This window comes from Streptomyces cellostaticus (genome assembly GCF_001513965.1).
In the GTDB taxonomy this organism is placed as follows: Bacteria; Actinomycetota; Actinomycetes; order Streptomycetales; family Streptomycetaceae; genus Streptomyces; species Streptomyces cellostaticus.
In genome coordinates this window covers 33,155-53,003 of record NZ_KQ948029.1, presented here as the reverse complement: position 1 = coordinate 53,003, position 19,849 = coordinate 33,155, and the positions used below count along the sequence as shown (strand labels likewise).

The 19,849-nt window shown below is 76.1% G+C and carries 3 protein-coding genes; all 3 read right to left on the bottom strand.

Features of this window, described 5'->3' with window-relative positions; genetic code table 11:
• Positions 1–6,033: SDR family NAD(P)-dependent oxidoreductase (locus AQI88_RS47895; RefSeq protein ID WP_482258160.1), on the bottom strand; the 6,033-nt coding region annotated here is incomplete at its 3' end.
• Positions 6,034–6,155: 122 nt separating this feature from the next.
• Entirely contained in the window at positions 6,156–17,114 is a 10,959-nt protein-coding gene (locus tag AQI88_RS25950) for a type I polyketide synthase (protein ID WP_067003661.1), read from the bottom strand.
• Positions 17,115–17,126: 12 nt separating this feature from the next.
• Entirely contained in the window at positions 17,127–19,844 is a 2,718-nt protein-coding gene (locus AQI88_RS25945) for a type I polyketide synthase (RefSeq protein WP_279616570.1), read from the bottom strand.
• Positions 19,845–19,849 lie beyond the last annotated feature (5 nt).

Sequence of the window (19,849 nt, the reverse complement as noted above, 5' to 3'; positions counted from 1 at the left end):
CCCGCCACCACCGGCACCGGTGAGCAGGCCGGGAGCCGGCAGCCCCTCCTCGAGCCGGCGCAGGAGGTCCTGAGCGCTCTCGTGGTCCTCGGCCAGGACGACGGCGCGCCGCTCGTGGTGGGTGCGTCCGGTCGCGAGCGTGCGGCCGACGCGGTCCAGCGCGTCCGGGCCGGACGCGTCCGCCAGCACCGGTATCAGGCGGCGGGACTGGGCGGCCAGCGCAGTGTCCGTGCGCGCCGACAGCACCAGCGGCACGACACCCGCGGCCCCCAGCACACCCACCGAAGCATCGGCGGCCTGCTCCACCGGCGCAGGCTCCTCCACGATCAGATGCGCGTTCGTCCCGCTCACACCGAACGCCGACACCGCCGCCCGGCGCGGACGGCCGCTACGCGGCCACTCCCGCGCCTCCCGCAACACCTCCACGGCACCCGACGACCAGTCCACATGCGGCGACGGCACCTCCGCGTGCAACGTCCTGGGCAGCACCCCGTGCCGCAACGCCAGGACCATCTTGATCACCCCGGCCACGCCGGCCGCCGCCTGCGCATGCCCGATGTTCGACTTCAACGAGCCCAGCCAGAGCGGCTCCTGGTCCGCGCCGCGCTCCTGCCCGTACGTCGCGAGCAGCGCGTGCGCCTCGATCGGATCGCCCAGCACCGTCCCGGTGCCGTGCCCCTCCACGGCGTCCACGTCGGCGCCCGAGAGGCCCGCGTTCTGCCAGGCACGACGAATCACCCGCGCCTGGGCCACCCCGCTCGGCGCCGCCAGACCGTTGCTGGCCCCGTCCTGGTTCACGGCGCTGCCCCGCACCACGGCGAGTACCTGATGCCCGTGGCGCCGGGCGTCCGACAGCCGCTCCAGCAGCACCAGGCCCACGCCCTCGGCGAAGCCGAAGCCGTCCGCCTGCTCGGAATAGGCCTTGCAGCGCCCGTCGGCGGCCAGCGCGCCCTGCCGCGAGAACTCCTCGAACACCTCGGTGCCCGCCATCACCGACACACCGCCGGCCACCGCCAGGGAGCACTCGCCGTCCCGCAGCGACCGGGCCGCCAGATGCAGCGCCACCAACGACGACGAACACGCCGTGTCCACCGTCAGCGCGGGACCCTCCAGCCCCAGCACATACGCCACCCGGCCCGAGGCGACGGCGGGCGAACCGCCCGTGAGCAGGTATCCCTCGCTGCTCTCGGGGGCCTCGGCCCCGTGGCCGTAGCCCTGGTAGGCGGAGCCCAGGAAGACCCCGGTGTCGCTGCCGCGCAGCGAGCGCGGGTCGATGCCGGAGTTCTCCATCACCTCCCAGGCGACCTCGAGGACATGGCGCTGCTGCGGGTCCATCGCCAGCGCCTCGCGCGGTGAGATCCCGAAGAACGCCGCGTCGAAGCCGCCCGCGTCATCGAGGAAGGCGCCGCGGCGGGGGCCGGCCGTGCCGTCGGCGGCGCTGTCGCCGAGGCGGTCGAGGTCCCAGCCCCGGTCGGCGGGCATCGCCGAGACGGCGTCCCGGCCGGCGGCGACGAACTCCCACAGGTCGTCCGGGGAGTCGATGCCGCCGGCGTACCGGCAGGCCATGCCCACGACGACGATCGGGTCGTCCGCGTCGTTCCCGTGCGGGGCGTTGCCGCCGACGGGCCGCGGCCCCGGCCCGGACCGGGCCCCGTCGGCCGGGGTCTCCTCGGAGCCGAACAGCCGGTCGAGCAGGTAGTCGGCGAGCGCGGTGACGCTGGGCCGGTCGAAGACCAGGGTGGTCGCCTCGCGCAGGCCGGTCACCGCGGTGAGCCGGTTGCGCATCTGCACCGCGGACATCGAGTCGAAGCCGAGGTCCCTGAAGGCGCGGTCCCGGTCGACGGCCTCGGCGTCCGCATGCCCGAGCACCGCGGCGGCCTCGGCCCGCACCAGGCGCAGCAGGTGTTCCCGGCGTTCCTTGGCCGACAGCGGCAGCAGCTTCTCCCGCAGCCGGGAGCGGCCCTCCGATTCCTCCTGCGGCTCCTCGGCCGGCGGCGCGGCGGGCAGCGTCCGTGCGAGTGCGTCGAACAGCGGCCGGTGCCGTGCGGCGCCCATGAGGTCGAGGAAGGCCCGCCGGTCGAGGTCGGCGACGGAGACACAGGCTTCGTCGCCGTCCAGGCACGTGCCGAGTTCGGCGAGGGCCTGCTCGGGCGGCAGCGGCCGCATGCCCTGGCGGCGCAGGAAGTCCTGGCCCGCGTCGTCGGCCATGCCCGGCCCGTCCCACAGTCCCCATGCGACGGACACCGCGGGCAGCCCGCGGTGACGGCGCCGGTGCGCGAAGCCGTCCAGGAAGGCGTTGGCCGCCGCGTAGGCGCCCGCCCGGGCCGCGCCCCACACTCCGGCGTTCGAGGAGAACAGCACGAAGGCGTCCGCGTCGGTGCAGAGTTCGTCGAGGTGCGCCGTTCCGGCGGTCTTGGCGGCGGTGACGCTCGCGAACTCCTCCTCGGTGATGCGGTCCAGCGGTGTGGACTGCGATACGCCGGCCGTGTGGAAGACGGCGTCGACGGTCCGGCCGAGCGCGCGCTCGTCGGCCAGCAGCGCGGCCAGCGCCTCCCGGTCCGCGACATCGCAGGCGGCGAGGGTCACCCCGGCGCCCAGGGCGGCCAGTTCGTCCTTGAGCTGTGCCGCCCCCGGCGCATCGGGGCCCCGCCTGCTGGTGAGTACGAGATGTGCGGCGCCCGCGCGCGCCAGGCGGCGTGCGACATGGGCGCCGATGCCGCCGGTGCCTCCGGTCACCAGGACCGTGCCGCGTGGCGACCAGCCGCGCGCGTCGGCCGGGGCGTCGGCCGGGGCGTCGGCCGGGGCGGGCACGAGCCGGGGGACGCTGATCCCGGTGGCGCGGATCGCCACCTGGTCCTCGTCCCGGGGCCGGGCGAGCACCGCGGTCAGCGGCGCGACGAGGTCCGGGTCCGGCGCGGGCAGGTCGATCGACCCGCCCCAGCGCGTGGGGTGCTCCAGGCCGATGACCCGGCCGAGGCCGCACACCGCCGTCTGCGCGGGGTCCGGCTCCCCGTCCTGGTCGGTCACGGCCACGGCGCGCCGGGTCAGCACCCACAGCGGCGCCTCGACGCCCGCGTCGCCGAGGGCCTGGGCCAGGGTCAGGGTCCGCCACGCCGGCAGGTGCGGCGCGTCGGCGGTTGCGTCGGCGGTTGCGTCCGCGGGAGCGTCCAGGGCGAGCAGCGAGACCACCGCCGTCGGCTTTTCGGCGGCCACGGCCGCGCGCAGGGCCGCCGCCGTCGCGGCGCGTCCCGGCCCGCCGCAGTCGACGGCGGCGACCGTGGCACCGGCGCGTTCGAGGGCCGCGCGGACCGTGTCGTACCAGGCGCCCGGGACCTGAGGGCCGGTCGCCAGCAGCACGTGGCCGGTGAGCAGGGCCGCCTCCCATGTGGCGCCTTGCCATTCCACCCGGTAGCGCCGCCCCTGGTCGGCGGGTTCGGCGCGGCGGCCCGGTGCCGTGTGCCAGAACGGGCGGTGCTGGAACGGGTAGCAGGGGAGTTCGGCCACGGCGCCGTCCGCCAGTGCGGGGCTCCAGTCGATCCGCACGCCGCGCACATGCGCCTCGGCGAGCGCCGCCAGGAACCGGTCCGCACCGCCCGCGTCGCGCCGCAGCGTGCTCAGGACCGCGGCGTCGGCCCCGACCGCCTCCAGGGTCGCCTCGATGCCGGGGGCGAGGACCGGCTGCGGGCTCACCTCGACGAAGGCGTCGAAGCCCGCTTCGGCCAGCAGTCTCGTCCCCGTCTCGAACCGCACCTGTTCGCGGAGGTTGCGGTACCAGTAGTCGCCCCCCATGACGGCGGTGTCGATCGGCTCACCGGTCGTCGTGGAGTACAGGGGCACGGGTGCGGTCCGGGCGACGACACCGGACAGCGCGGCCGTCAGCTCCTCGCGCAGCGGCTCGACCATGGCCGAGTGGGAGGCGTAGTCCACCGGGATGTTCCGCGCCCGGACGCCGTCGGCCGCGCAGGCGTCGAGCAGCGCGTCCAGGTGCTCCCGGGGACCGGCCACCACGACCGAACCCGGGCCGTTGACCGAGGCGATCGACAGGGCGCCGCCGTAGGGGGCCAGCAGCGGTCCGGCCTGCTCCTCGGTGCGGGCCAGGGAGACCATGCCGCCGGTGCCGGCGAGGGACCGCAGCGCCTTGGCGCGCACCGCGACCACCTTCGCGGCGTCCTCCAGGGACAGGGCGCCGGCGACGCAGGCGGCTGCGATCTCCCCCTGGGAGTGCCCGATCACCGCGGCCGGTTCGACACCGTGGGACCGCCACAGCGCCGCCAGCGACACCATCACCGCGAACAGCGCGGGCTGGACGACGTCCACCCGTTCCAGTGACGCGCCGCCCGCGATCACCTCGGTCAGCGACCAGTCGACGTAGGGGGCCAGCGCCTGCTCGCAGTCGCGCATGGAGCGGGCGAAGACCGGCGAGGCGGCCAGCAGTTCGGCGGCCATGCCCTCCCACTGCGACCCCTGCCCCGGGAAGACCATCGCGACCTTACGGCCCGGACGCGCGGTGCCGGTGACCGCCTTCGCGTGCGGCTCCTCGCGGGCCACGGCACGCAGGGCGGCCAGGGCGTCGGCGCGGTCGCCGACGACCACGGCGCGGTGCTCGAACGCGGTGCGCCGGGTGGCGAGGGTGAACGCGGTGTCCGGCAGCGAGGCGGCGCCTGGCTGCTCCAGGTGGGCGGCGAGCCGTTCGGCCTGGGCCCGCAGGGCCTGGTCGGTCCGGCCGGACAGCAGGAGCGGATACGGGCCCGCCTCCTGGTCGCCGGCGGCCGGCTCGGGGGCCGGGCCGGGTTCCGGGGCCTCCTCGACGAGGATGTGCGCGTTGGTCCCGCTGATGCCGAAGGAGGAGACTCCCGCGCGGCGCGGCCGGGTGCTGCGCGGCCACGGCCTGCTCTCGCCGAGCGGTACGACGGCGCCCGTCTCCCAGTCGATCCGCGACGAGGGGGCGTCGAGGTGCAGGAGGCGGGGCAGCCGGCCGTGCTGGAGGGCGAGGACGGTCTTGATCAGGCCCGCGACGCCGGCGGCGGCCTGGGTGTGCCCGATGTTGGACTTCACCGAGCCGATCCACAGCGGAGCGTCCTCGGGCCGTCCGGCGCCGTAGGTCTCCAGCAGGGCGTGTGCCTCGATGGGGTCGCCGAGGGTGGTTCCGGTGCCGTGCGCCTCGACGTAGTCGACGTCGGCCGGGCCGAGCCGGGAGTCCTCGAGCGCCTGCCGGATCACCCGCTGCTGGGCCGGGCCGTTGGGTGCGGTGAGGCCGTTGCTGGCACCGTCCTGGTTGACCGCCGAGCCGCGCAGCACGGCGAGCACCCGGCGGCCTTCGCGCTGTGCCGTGGACAGCCGCTGGAGCACGAGGAAGCCGGCGCCTTCGGCCAGGCCGAAGCCGTCGGCGGCCTCGGCGAAGGGCTTGCACCGGCCGTCCGCGGCCAGTCCGCCCTGGCTGCGGAACTCGGTGAACGCGCCGGCGGTGCTCATGACGGTGGCGCCGCCCGCGAGCGCGGTCGTGCACTCCCCGCGGCGCAGCGACTGCATGGCCAGGTGGGTCGCGGTGAGGGAGGAGGAGCAGGCGGTGTCCACGGTCAGCGCCGGGCCTTCGAGGCCGAGCGCGTACGCCACCCGGCCGGAGGCCACGCTGGAGGCCGTGCCCGTGCCCAGGTATCCCAGCACCTCCGGTGACGCCTCGTCGGGGCGGGGCCCGTAGTCGACGGCGCCGACTCCGGCGAAGACCGCGGTGGCGGTGCCGCCCAGCGACGCGGGGTCGAAGCCGGCCCGTTCCAGGGCTTCCCAGGCCACCTCCAGGAGCAGCCGTTGCTGCGGGTCCATGGCCAGGGCCTCGCGCGGCGAGATGCCGAAGAAGTCCGCGTCGAAGCCGGCGGCGTCGTGCAGGAACCCTCCGTTGCACCCGTCGAGGGCGGCGGTGTCCCAGCCGCGGTCGGCGGGCAGGCCACCGACCGCGTCGCCGTCCGCCATGAGGAGGTCCCACAGGGCGGCGGGGCTGTCGACGCCACCGGGGAACCGGCAGCCCATGCCGACGATCGCGATCGGCTCGCCGGCCCGGTACTCGGTCTCCCGCAGCCGTGCGCTGACGGCCTCCAGGTCCCCGACCGTCCGCCGCAGGTAGCGGCGCAGCTTGGTCTCGGTGGTCTCCTGGTCCCCGCTCATCGTCCCTCGTTCTCCTCAGCGAACCGCTGATCGAGCAGTGCGAACAGTTCGTCGTCGTCCACGGCGTCGACGTCGACGCCGGCTGTGCGGGTGTCCCCGCCGACCGTGGCGCTCCACCTGCCGAGCAGGGCCGTCAGCCGCGCCTCGATCGCCCGGTGTTCACCGGCAGCGCCCTCGGTGGCCCCGGCGATGTCCCGCCAGCCGTCCAGCGCCGCCTCCAACGCGGCGAGGTGCTCGGCGGCCTCGGTGGCCGGGTGCCGCGGGTCCGCCTCCGGTGAGCCGGGCGCGTCCGCGAACAGCCGGCCGTCCACGTAGACGGCCACCGCCTCGGGTGTCGGGTGGTCGAAGACGAGGGTGCTCGGCAGCCGCAGGCCGACCGCGGCCCCGAGGCGGTTGCGCAACTCGACCGAGGCGAGGGAGTCGAAGCCGAGGTCCTTGAACTGCCGTCCCGGCGGCACCGAGTCGGCCGTGTCGTACCCGGCGACGGCGGCGGCCTGGGCCTGTACGGCCTCGGTCAGGGCGGCGAGCCGGTCGGGGCGCGGCAGGGACGCCAGGCGTGCGGCGAGTCCGTCCCCGCCGGCGGGTTCCCGGGCGGCGCGGCGCAACGGCGTGTGCAGCAGCCCGCGCAGCACCTCGGGCGAACCGTCCGGGCCCTGGGGCCGGGAGGTGTCCAGTCGCAGCGGGTACAGGACCGGGTCGCCGCGCCGGATCGCGAGGTCGAACAGGGCCAGGGCCCGTGCGGTCGGCAGGGGCAGCATGCCCGCCCGGGCCATCCGCCGGGTGTCCCGCTCGTCCAGCGTGCCCGTCAGGCCGCTGGCCTCCTCCCACAGCCCCCAGCCGAGGGACGTCGCGGGCAGCCCGCGCGCCTGCCGGTACCGGGCCAGCGCGTCCAGGGCGGCGTTGGCCGCCGCGTACGCGCCCTGGCCCGGCCCGGCCAGGACGGAGGCGCCCGAGCCGAACAGGGCGAAGAAGCTCAGTTCGCACCCCGCGGTGAGTTCGTGCAGGTGCCAGGCGGCGTCGGCCTTGGGCGCGAAGACCTCGGCCAGCGCGTCCTGTCCCACGGAGGCGGCCAGGCCGTCCGCGAGCACCCCCGCGGTGTGCACGACTCCCGTCAGCGGGTGTGCGGCCGGGATGCCGTCGAGTACGGCCGCGAGCGCGGCGCGGTCGGAGACGTCGCAGGCGAGCGTGGTCACGCTCGCGCCCAGCTCGGCCAGTTCGGTCTCGAACCGGGCCGCTCCCGGGGCGGCGGGCCCCCGGCGGCCGAGCAGCAGCAGGTGGCGCACCCCGTGCTCGGTCACCAGGTGGCGGGCCAGCAGTCGTGCCAGGGTGCCGGTTCCGCCGGTGACGAGTACGGTGCCGTCCGCATCGAGCGGCGCCGGCTGGACGAGCACCAGCTTTCCGGTGTGCCGCCCCGTGCTCATGTGCTGAAGGGCGGCCGACGCCCGCTGGAGCGGCCAGGCGGTGACCGGGAGGCGCCCGGCCTTCCCGTCGGCCACCAGGGCGGCGACCTCGGCCAGGATCGCGCCGAGCCGGTCCGGCCCCGCCTCGGCGAGGTCGAAGGGCAGATAGCGCCCGTGGAACTGCTCCGGGTCGCGCAGGTCGGTCTTGCCCATCTCGACGAACGCCCCGCCTTCGGCGAGGAGTTCGGCCGACTCGTCCAGCAGGGCGCCGGTCAGCGAGTTGACCACGACGTCCATGCCGCGGCCGCCGCGCACGGACCGGAACCGCTCCCCGAATCCCGGTTCCCTGGACGAGGCGATGTGGTCGTCCTGGAGTCCGAGTCCGCGCAGGATGTCGTGCTTGGCGGGGCTGGCGGTGGCGAAGACCTCCGCCCCGGCCAGCCGGGCCAGGCGGACCGCGGCCAGGCCGACGCCGGTGGCGGCGGCGTGGACCAGGACGGCCTGCCCGGGCCGCAGACCGGCGAGGTCGTGCAGCGCGTAGTGGGCGGTGGTGAAGGCGATGGGCAGGGCGGCGGCCTCGGTGGTGCTCCACCCCTGCGGGACGGGGACCACCAGCCGGTGGTCGGCGACCGTCACGGGCCCGAAGGCGCCTTCGAACAGGCCCATGACCCGGTCGCCCGCCTTGACGCCGGTGACGCCCGGGCCGGTGGCGGTGACGACCCCGGCGCCCTCGGTGCCCATGACGGCGGCACCGGGGTACATGCCGAGGGCGATCAGGACGTCGCGGAAGTTCACGCCGGTGGCCCGCAGTTCGACCCGCACCTCGCCGGGGCCCGGCTGCCGTCCGGCGTCCGGCGCCGCCGCGAAGGCGAGGGCGTCCAGGGAGGTGCCGGCGGGCTCCAGGCGGGCGGGCGTCCGGGGCGGGAGCAGGGCCGCCGCACCGCGGGTGGAGGACAGCCGCGGCACGAGCGCGAGGTCGCCGCGCAGCGCCACCTGCGGGTGGTCGAGCACGGCGGGGAACCGGGCGAGGGCCGCGAGGTCCGCGTCGCCGTCGACCAGGACGAAGTTGCCCGGCGACTCCGCCTGTGCGGAGCGGACCAGGCCCCAGAGCGCGGCCTGCGCGGGGTCCGTCTCCGTGTCGGCCGGGCCGGCGCTCACGGCGTGACGGGTGAGGAACACCAGGCGGCCGGTCCGCTCCGGTGCGTCGAGCCACTGGCGGACGAGTCCGGCCGCGTGCAGCACGCTCTCGCGCACGGAGCCGGCCGCATCCGCCGGCTGCCACGGACGGCCGTGCACGATGACGGCTTCGGGTTCCGGCTCGCCCGCCGCGACCGCCTCGGCCAGGGCCGCCAGGTCCGGGTAGTCCTTGCCGAGTCCGGGGAGGGCGCCGCCGACGGTCACGCAGCTCACGGCCGTGCCGACGGTTTCCGGCAGGGGCCGCCAGGACAGCTGGTAGAGGTCGTCGGCGCCCGCTTCCTCGCCGTCGCCGTTCAGCGGCGCGCCGTCGACCGGGCGTACGGTCACGGCGCTCACCCGGGCGACCGGCGCTCCCGTGGGGTCGGTCACCGACAGGCTCATCGCGTCGTCGCCGGCCGGGGCCGCCGTCACGCGGACCGTCGTGGCCCCGGACGCGTACAGGGTGGTCCCGCTCCACGAGAAGGGGAGGAACGCCCCTTCCCGGTCGGCCAGGGAACTCAGGCCCAGGGTCTGCGCCGCCGCGTCGAGGAGGACGGGGTGCAGCAGGTAGCCCTCGTCGCCCAGGGCGGACGGCCCTGCCTCGTTCCCGCCCGCGGCCGCGGGGAGTTCGGCCTCGGCGAACACCTCCTCGCCGCGCTGCCATGCGGCGCGCAGCGCCCGGAAGGCGGGCCCGTAGGCGTAGCCGCGGTCGGCCAGGCGCGCGTAGGCCGCGTCCAGGTCGATCGGCCGGGCGTCCGGCGGCGGCCAGGCCGCCGGGGCCGCCGGTGGCGTGGCGGCCTCGCCGAGGACGCCGGTCGCGTGCCGGGTCCAGGGCGCGTGGGGTGTGTGCGCGTCGCGGGCGTGGACGTCCACCGTGCGGGTGCCGTTGTCCGCGGGGGCACCGACGGTCACGCGCACGGCGGTGGCCGGGCCGAGCACCAGCGGGGCGGCGAGCACCAGTTCCTCCAGGGCGGGCGTGCCCGCGTGCCGGCCGGCCGTCAGGGCCAGGTCGACCAGGGCGCTGCCCGGGAACAGCGGCTTTCCGCCGACGGCGTGGTCGGCCAGCCACGGCTGGTCCCCGAGCGCGATCCGCCCGGTCAGGAGGTGTCCGCCGTCGGGTATCTCCAGCGCCGTGGACAGCACGGGATGGGCCACGGCGTCCAGGCCCAGGGTGCCGGCGTCGCCGCGGGTGCGGCGCGGGCGCGGCCAGTAGGAGGTGTGCTCGAACGGATAGGTCGGCAGGTCCGCCGTACCGCCGGGTCCCATGGCCGGTGCGAGGTCGACGGGCAGGCCGTCGGCGTGGGCCTCCAGCAGGTTGTGCAGGAAGGTGCGCGCCCCGGGGCGGTCCCGGCGCAGGGAGGCGCGGGTGACGACGTCCCGGCCGAGGTCCTCGGCGGTCTGCTCGATGCCGGAGAGCAGCACCGGGTGCGGGCTCACCTCGATGAAGGTGTCGAAGCCCTGGCCCATCAGGTGCCGTACGGCCTCGTCGAGGCGGACCGTCCCGCGCAGGTTGCGGTACCAGTACGCCGCGTCGAGCCCGGCGGTGTCGAGGGGGCTGCCGGTGACGGTCGAGCAGAAGGGCACGGCGGCGGACCGGGCCGGGACCGTGCCGAGCACGTCGGCGAGTCGCTGCTCGACCTGTTCCACCTGCGGGGAGTGGGAGCCGTAGCCCACCGCGATCCGCCGCGGGGACATCTGCCCGGCCTGCGGCGAGTGGAGGAACTCCTCCAGGGCCGTGGCCTCGCCGGCAACGACGAGGGAGCGCGGCCCGTTCACCGCGGCCACGCTGAGGCGGCCGTCCCACTGCGCCAGGGCGGCCTCGAGTTCGTCGGGCGAGGCCGTCACGGAGGCCATGCCGCCCTGCCCGTTCAGCTCGCGCAGCACCTTGCTGCGCAGCGCCACGACCTTCGCGGCGGTGTCGAGGGTGAGGGCGCCGGCGACGCAGGCGGCGGCGATCTCGCCCTGCGAGTGGCCGATCACGGCGGCCGGTTCCACGCCGTGGGCACGCCACAGCGCGGCCAGCGACACCATCACCGCGAACAGCAGGGGCTGGAGGACGTCGGGCCGTTCGAACGCGTCGTCGGGCCCGTCGCCGCGCAGCGTGGCGAGCAGGTCCCAGTCGGTGTACGGGGCGAGCGCCGCCGCACAGTCCGCCATCGACGCGGCGAAGATCTCCGACCCGTCGAGGAGGTCGGCGGCCATGCCGGTCCACTGCGAGCCCTGGCCGGGGAAGACCAGCACGGCCCTGCGGGCGGTGGCCGTGCGCGGCGGCACCACGTCGGCCATGGCCTCGTCGGCGGCCAGGGCGTCGAGGGCGGCGCACACCGATTCCCGGTCCTCGCCGAGCACTGCGGCCCTGATGTCGAAGCGTGCCCGGCCGGTTGCGAGCGTGCGTGCGGTGTCGGAAAGGGAGGTCTCGGGCGAGGTGCGCAGCAGTTCGGCCAGCGCACGGGCCTGCGCGGTCACCGCGCTGTGCGTGCGGGCCGAGAGCGGCAGGGCCACGGTGCCCGCCGCGAGGCCGCTGCCCGCGGGCCGTTCGGCCGGTGCGGCCGGGTCTGCCGGGGCCTTCGCCGGGGCCTCTTCGACCACGACGTGGGCGTTGGTTCCGCTGACGCCGAACGACGACACGCCGGCCCGGCGCACGCGCGGACCCTGCGGCCAGCCCTCGTTCTCCTGCTGGACCTGGATCGTCCCCGTCGACCAGTCGATCTCGGGGGAGAGTTCTTCCGCGTGCAGGCTGCGGGGGATGACGCCGTGTCGCATCGACAGCACCGTCTTGATCACGCCGGCGACCCCGGCGGCCGCCTGGGTGTGGCCGATGTTGGACTTCACGGAGCCCAGCGCGAGGGGCCGCTCGCGGTCCGCCCCGTAGGTGGCTTGCAGTGCCCCGGCCTCGATCGGGTCGCCGAGCCGGGTGCCGGTGCCGTGCGCCTCCACCACGTCGATGTCGGCCGCCGTCAACCGGGCGTCGGCGAGGGCCTGCCGGATCACTTCCTCCTGGGCCGGGCCGTTCGGCGCGGCCAGCCCGTTGCTCGCGCCGTCCTGGTTGACCGCGCTGCCGCGCAGCACCGCGAGCACGGGGTGTCCCAGCTCCCGGGCCCGGGAGAGCGGTTCGAGGAGCAGCGCGCCGGCGCCCTCGGCGAGGCCGAAGCCGTCCGCCTGCGCCGAGAAGGGCTTGCACCGCCCGTCGGCGGCCAGGCCGCGCTGCCTGCTGAAGTCGACGAACGTGTAGGGGTCGGAGATCACGGTGACGCCGCCGGCCAGGGCCATGGCGCACTCGCCGGACCGCAGCGCCCGCATCGCCAGGTGGATGCCGACCAGGGACGACGAGCACGCCGTGTCCACCGTGATCGCCGGGCCCTGCCAGCCGAAGACGTAGGCGAGGCGCCCCGACAGCACGCTGGCCGAGTTGCCGAGCCCCTGGTAGCCCTCGACCCGGTCGGCCTCGCTCTCCAGGAGCGGCATGTACGACTGGCCGTTGGACCCGACGAACACGCCGATGCGGCTGCCGCGCAGCGCGTCCGGGTCGATGCCGCCGCGTTCCACGGCCTCCCAGGCGACCTCGAGCATCAGCCGCTGCTGCGGGTCCATCGCGAGGGCCTCGCGGGGCGTGATGCCGAAGAACTCCGCGTCGAAGCCCGCCGCGTCGGTGAGGAAGGCGCCGCGGTCGGCGTAGCTGGTGCCGGGGTGGTCGGGGTCGGGGTGGCAGAGGGTCTCGAGGTCCCAGCCGCGGTCCCGGGGCAGCCCGCTGGTGAGGTCCTGGCCGTCGACGACGGCCCGCCACAGCTGTTCGGGCGAGTCGATGCCCCCCGGGAGGCGGCAGCCCATGCCGACGATGGCGATCGGTTCCTGCTCGGCGTTCACGGCGGTCCCGGCCGGCGCGGCGGTGCTCTCCCGGCGGGGGCCGACGGCCAGCCGGGAGAGCAGGTGGCGGGCGAGGCGGGTGATGGTCGGGTGGTCGAACACCAGGGAGGCGGGCAGGCGCAGGCCGGTGGCCGTGGAGAGCCGCTTGCGCAGTTGCACCGTGCCCAGTGAGTCCAGGCCCAGTTCGCTGAACGCCCGCCGTCCGTTGACGTCCTGCGCGCTGTCGTGTCCGAGGACCGCCGCGGTGGCCTCGCCGACCACGGTGATCAGCAGGTCCTCCTGTTCCGCGGGCGTCAGGCCCGCGAGCCGGCCGGCCAGTTCGGCGGCCGGGCCGCTGTCCGGTCCGGCGGGCGCCGCGGCGGGCTCGGCTGCCTCGCGCGCCTCGGCGATCTCCCCGAACAGCGCGGTCGGCCGGACCGCGCCGTAGCCCGCGGCGAAGGCGGGCCAGTCCACGTCGGACACCGCGACGGCGGTCTCGCCCGAGTCCAGGACGGACTGCAGCACCGTCAGGGCGCGTTCGGCCGTCAGGCCGCGCAGTCCGCGCTGCGCCGCCGGTTGGGCGGTGCTGCGCGGGGCGTCGGGCAGGGCCCAGGGGCTCCAGGCCACGGCGGTGCTCGGGTGGCCCTGGGCCCGCCGGTGGGCGGCGAACGCGTCGAGGCAGGCGCTGCCGGCCGCGTATCCGGACATGCCGGCGCCGCCCCAGACACCGGCCACGGAGGAGCAGTGGATCTCCCGCTCCACCGGCCGGCCGTCGAGGACCCTGGCGAGTGTCAGGGCAAGTCCGGTCTTGACGTGCACGGTGGCGGCGAAGTCCTCCGGGTCGGTGTCGAGAACCGGCCCGAACTCCAGCCGGGTCGCCGCGTGCACGACGGTGCTGACCTCGTGCGGGGCGGCTTCGACCGCGGCCCGGACGGCGTCCTCGTCCGCCGCGCAGCAGGTGACCGTCGTCCCGCCGTCCTGCAGCGCGCTCAGCAGTTCCTCGCTCGCCTCGCCCACCAGGACGAGGTGGTCGGCGCCGCCGTCGGCCGCCCACCGGGCGAGCCGTTCGCCGATCGGGCTGTCCGCTCCGGTGACGAGCACGGTTCCGTGCAGGCGCCGGCCGTGACCGTCCGCGGCGGCCGGCGTGTGTGCCCGCACCAGCCGCCGCCCGTACAGGCCGTCGGCGCGCACGGCGAGCTGGTCCTCGGCGGCGTGTCCACCCGCCAGGATGCCGGGCACCCGGGCGAGCAGGGCCGCCCCTGCGGCCGTTTCCACGTCCCGGGGCAGGTCCAGCACGCCGCCCCAGCGCTGCCCGAGCTCCAGACCGGCGACCCGGCCCAGGCCGTGCACGGCGCTCTGCGCGTACGACCCGATGCCGTCGTCCTCGGGCGTCTGTACGGCGCCCTGGGTGAGGCACCACAGCGGCGCTTCCACCCCGGCGTCGCCGAGGGCCTGCAGGAGCGTCAGGGTGGCGACCGCGCCGGCGGGCACGCCCGCCCGGCCGCGGTGGTCCGCTTCGTCGGCCGCGAGCAGCGACAGCACGCCCCGCAGCCCGGTGGTTCCCGCCGTGGCGGCGGTGAGGGCCGCGGCGACCTCGGCACGGCCGAGGTCCGGGTCCAGGGCGCATTCCAGCGGCGTGGCGCCGCTCTCGCGCAGTGCGGCCACCAGCGGTCCGGCCCAGGCGGGGGCGGCGGCCGGGGTGACGACCAGCCAGGTTCCGCTCGGATCGACTGCTTCCGCGGCGGGCAGGGGCGTCCACGCCACGCGGTAGGTCACCTCGCCGGCGCCCCGTGCGGGCGCGGCGGTGGACGTCCAGTAGTGCTTGCGCTGGAAGGGGTAGGTGGGCAGCGGGACCTGCCGCGCGTCGGCGAAGGCCGGCTGCCAGTGCACGTCCACGCCCCAGACATGGGCGGTCGCCGCGGAGGTCAGGAAGGACTCCGGGCCGGGTGTGTCGCGCCGCAGGGTGCCGACGGCCACGGCCTCACCCGGCTCCCGTCCTTCCGCCTCGAGCGTCTCCTCGACCGTCGCCGCCAGCACCGGTTGCGGGCTGACCTCGATGAAGGCGTCGTGGTGTGCGGCTGCGAGCAGGCGCACGACGTCGTGCAGGCGCACCGGCTCGCGCAGGTTGCGGTACCAGTAGTGCGCGTCCAGCTCCTCGCCCTCCATGGGGCGGCAGGTCACCGTCGAGTAGAAGGGCACCCGTGCGCGCGCCGGACGCAACTCCCACAGCGCCTCGGCCAGTTCCTCGCGGACCTGCTCCATCTGCGCGGAGTGCGAGGCGTAGTCCACATCGATGGTCCGGGCCCGCACTCCCCGGTCGGCGCAGCCCGCCGCGAAGGACCGCACGGCCTCGGGCTCGCCGGAGACGACGACGGAGGCGGGACCGTTGACCGCGGCCACCTCCACGGCGTCGCCGTACGGCCTGAGCTGCTCGCGTACGGTGGCCTCGTCCAGCGCCACGGCCGCCATCGCACCCTGCCCGGCCAGCGACCGCAGCAGGCGGCTGCGCAGGACCACGAGCCGGGCGGCGTCCTCGAGCGTGAGCACCCCGGCGACGTACGCCGCGGCGATCTCCCCCTGCGAGTGCCCCGCCACCGCTGCCGGTTCCACGCCGTAGGAGCGCCACAGGGCGGCCAGGGACACCATCACCGCGAACAGCGCGGGCTGCACCACATCGACGCGGTCGAGTCCGGGGGCACCGGGCTCCTGCCGGAGCACCGCGGCCACCGACCAGTCCTGCCACGGGGCCATCGCCTCGTCGCAGGCCTGGATCGCCTCGGCGAAGACCGGTGACCACGCCAGCAGGTCGGCGCCCATCCCCGCCCACTGCGAGCCCTGGCCGGGGAAGAGGAACACGGCGGAGCGTCCGCCCGATTCGAGGGTTCCCTTCAGGCGCGCCTGACCGGCGGCCACCTCGCCCATCCCCAGCAGCGCCGATGCGCGGGAGCCGGCCAGGACCACCGCACGGTGCTCGTGCCGGGCCCGGGCCGTGGCCAGCGAGAAGCCGAGGTCGGGCAGTTCGACGGCGGTGTCCGCGAGCACGGCGGACAGCCGTTCCGCCTGGGCGCGCAGGGCCTCCTCGGTCCGCGCCGAGACGACCAGCGGCACCGGGCGCTCGGGCGTCACCGGCTGCGGGGTCGCAGGTTCCCCGGCCTCCTGGGGCTCGGGCGCCTCCTGGAGGACGACGTGGGCGTTGGTGCCGCTGATGCCGAACGCCGACACGGCGGCGTACCGGGGCCGCTCGCCGCGCGGCCAGTCCCGCTCCTCGGCCAGCAGGGAGACCGCGCCCGAGGACCAGTCGACGTGCGGCGAGGGTTCCTCGGCGTGCAGGGTCCTGGGCAGCCGCTCGTGCCGGAGGGCGAGCACCATCTTGAGCACGCCGACCGCGCCGGCGGCGCCCTGGGTGTGGCCGATGTTCGACTTCGCCGAGCCCAGCCACAACGGCTGTTGTGCGCTGCGGTGCCGGCCGTAGGTGTCGAGCAGGGCGTGGGCCTCGATGGGGTCGCCGAGGGTGGTGCCGGTGCCGTGCGCCTCGACCGCGTCGACATCGCCGGGGGCGACCTGCGCGTTGGCGAGTGCCTGCTCGATGACCTTGCGCTGGGCCGCTCGGCTGGGTGCGGACAGGCCGTTGCTGGCACCGTCCTGGTTGATCCCGGTCCCGCGGACGACGGCGTGCACGGTGTGCCCGTTGCGCTCGGCGTCCGACAGGCGCTCCAGGAGGAGCACCGCGACGCCCTCGCCGAAGCCGAAGCCGTCCGCGCCCGCGCCGAACGCCTTGGAGCGGCCGTCGGACGCGAGGGCGCGCTGCCGGGCGAAGTCGATGAACACCTCGGGGCCGGCCATCACTGCGGCGCCGCCCACGATCGCCAGGCCGCACTCGCCCCGGCGCAGCGACGCCACCGCCAGGTGCAGGGCCACGAGGGAGGAGGAGCAGGCGGTGTCCAGCGTGATGGCGGGCCCTTCGAGCCCGAGGGTGTAGGCGATCCGGCCGGACGCGACGGACGGCGCCGCACCCGTGACCGTGTAACCCTCGGCGTCCCCGGCGGGTCCGCCTGCGTCGCCGTAACCGAGCCGGGCGACGCCGAGGAACACCCCGGTCTCCGTGCCGCGCAGGGCGTGCGGGTCCAGCCCGGCGTTCTCGACCAGTTCCCAGCACGTCTCCAGCAGGAGGCGCTGCTGCGGATCCATCGCGGCGGCCTCGCGCGGGGATATGCCGAAGAAGGCGGCGTCGAAGTCCCCCGCGCGCTCCAGGAACCCCCCCGTGCGCACATAGGTCGTGCCGGGGTGGTCGGGGTCGGGGTGGTAGAGGCCCGCCAGGTCCCAGCCCCGGTCGTCCGGGAAGCCGGACAGCCGTTCCTCGCCCGCCGCCAGCACGTCCCAGAAGCCCTCGGGGGTGTCGATCCCGCCGGGCAGCCGGCAGGCCGTGCTGACGATCGCGATCGGGTCGGCCTCCAGCTCGTGGATGCGCTGCCGGGCCGCTCGCAGGTCCAGGGTGGCCCGGCGCAGGTATGAAGCGACCTTGTCGTTGTCCGTCACCGTGTTGTGTCCTTACCTGTTCGCTGCCGGCTGTTCGTTGTCGCCGAGCTCGCGGCCGAGGGCCGCCAGCAGTTCGTCGAATCCGGCCTCGGCGAGATCGGTCTGCTGGGAGGGCGGTGTGCGCAGGGCACCGTCGTGACCGGTGCCGGCCGCGCCGGTCCGCAGGGTGGTCAGTACGCGGTCGAGGTGCCGGGCCAGTTCGGCACGCTGCGGCCCGGGCACGTGGGCGAGTCGGGCCTCGAGCCGGTCCAGTCCGCCCAGCGCCGCGGTGACGACGTCCTCGTCGTCGTGCGGGTCCGCGAACAGCTCGGAGCGGAGGTGGTCCGCCAGAGCGGCGGCGTTGGGGTGGTCGAAGATCAGGGTCGTGGGCAGGGCGAGACCCGTGGCCTCGGCCAGGCGCTTGCGCAGCCGTACGGCGCCCAGCGAGTCGAAGCCGAGGGTGCGGAAGGCCGTGTCCATCGCCACCGCGCGGGTGTCCTCGTGTCCCAGGACGGCGGCGGCGCAGGAGCGCACCAGATGTGTCAGTTCGTGGTGCTGCTCGGCCGGCGGCCGCCCGGCGAGCCGGTCGCGCAGGGCCGCTCCGGCCGCTGGTGCCGGCCGCGCAGGCGCGGCGGCCCGGGCTCCCGGGATGGCGTCGAGCAACGGTCGTTGCCTCAGAGCCGCATACGTCTCGGTGAACCGCGGCCAGTCGACGTCGGCGACGACGACGGCGCTCTCGTCACCGGCCAGCACCGTCTCCAGCACCTGGAGCGCCCGGTGGCCGGGCATGGGGCGCACGCCCTGGTCCCGGAGCCGGGCGACAGCCTGCTCGTCGTCCGTCATGCCGCCGTCCGCCCACAGTCCCCAGGCCACGGATGTCGCGGCCAGGCCCCGGGCGCGGCGGTGGAGGGCGAAGGCGTCGAGGAAGGCGTTGCCCGCCGCGTACGCCCCCTGCCCGGCGCTGCCCCACACGCCGGCGCCGGAGGAGAAGAGGAGGAACAGGCTCAGGCCGGGGCAGGCGTCCTCGAGGTTCCGCGCACCCTGCACCTTGGCGGCCAGGACCTCCCGGAACTCCTCGCGGGTCATGTCCTTCAGGGCGGTCTGCTGGTTCAGTCCGGCCGCGTGCACCACGCCGCTGATCGTCGCGCCGTCCGCGCGCAGCGTCTCGACGAGTCCGGCCACCTCCTCGCTCGCGCTGATGTCGCAGGCGTGGACGGTGACCCGGGCGCCGAGCCCGGTGAGCTCGGCGACCAGCGGGGCGACGCCCGGCGCCGCCTCGCCCCGGCGGCTGACCAGTGCCAGGTGCTGCGCGCCCCGGGCCGCCAGTCGGCGTGCGGTGAGCGCGCCGAGGCCGCCGGTGCCGCCGGTGACGAGGATCGTCCCCTGCGGCACGGCCTCGTCGGCGGTGTCCGGCACCCGGTCCGTACCCGGCGCGGCGGGCAGCAGCCGGCGCGCGAACACGGCGCGCGAGCGGACCGCCAGCTGGTCCTCCGTGCCGGTCAACGCGCGGGCGAGCAGGGCGCGTTGGGCCGTCCCCGCCTCCTGCGGCAGATCCACGAGGCCGGTGTGCCGCTCGCCGCGTTCGAGCGCGGCCGTCTGGCCGAGGCCCCACACCTGCGCCCCGGCCGGGCACGTCACGGGGTCGTCCGCGCCGGTGCCGACCGCGCCGCACGTCGCCAGCCAGACGCGCGCATCGGCGTCTGCCGCCTCCAGTTCGCGCAGGAGGCCGAGCGTGGCCTCGGCTCCGGCGTCCGCGTCACCGAGGGCCAGCAGGGAGAGCACTCCCGTGTACGCGCCGGACTCGGCCTGGGTGGCGAGGGCGTCGCGGACGGCGGCGGTCAGTGCGTGCGGATCGTCGAGCGGGACGGTGACCGGGTGGGGCAGGGCCGCGTGGTCGGCGAGGGCGGCGGCAGCGGCGTCGCGCCAGGCGAGCTCGGCGGGGCGGCCGTCCGTCGTGGCGGGCAGCAGGAGCAGCCAGCGTCCGGCCGGGCCGGCAGCGGGGCCGGTGGTCTCCTGCCAGTCGACGCGGTAGCACCATCCCTCGTCCGCGCGCGCCGGCCCGGATGCGTCGGGCAGCAGCCAGAACCGTTCGTGGTCGAAGGGGTAGGTCGGCAGGTCGGTCGGCTCGCCGTCGCCGTGCACGGCCTGCCAGTCCACCGCGACACCGCCCACGTGGGCCTCGGCGAGGGCGGCCAGGAAGCGTTCGGGTGTGTCGTCGTCGCGCTGGACGGAGCCCACCACCACGCTCGCGTCACCGACCGTGTCCTGCACGCTGCCGCTCAGCACCGGATGGGGGCTCACCTCGACGAACGCGTCGTGGCCCGCCGCCGAGAGCGTCTCGATCGCGGCCTCGAACTCCACGGTGCGGCGCAGGTTCTCGTACCAGTAGCCGGCGTCCAGTTCGGGGCCGTCGACGAATGCGCCCCGCAGGGTGGAGTAGAGGGGAATCTCGGCTGTCCGGGGGACGATGCCGGCGAGCGGTGCGAGGACCGCTTCCCGCAGGCGTTCCACGTGGGAGGTGTGGGAGGCGTAGTCGACGGGGAGCACCCGCGCCTGGATGCCCGCCTGGGCGCAGTGGTCCCGCAGGCTGTGCACCGCCTCGGGGTCACCGGCCACCACCACGGCGTCGGGGCCGTTGACCGCGGCCATCTCCAGTCCGCCGCCGGGCGCGGCGCTGCGCAGCAGCTTCTCCGCCTCCGCACGGCTAAGGCGCAGCGACAGCATGGCGCCGTCGCCGGCGAGTTCGGGCAGGGCTC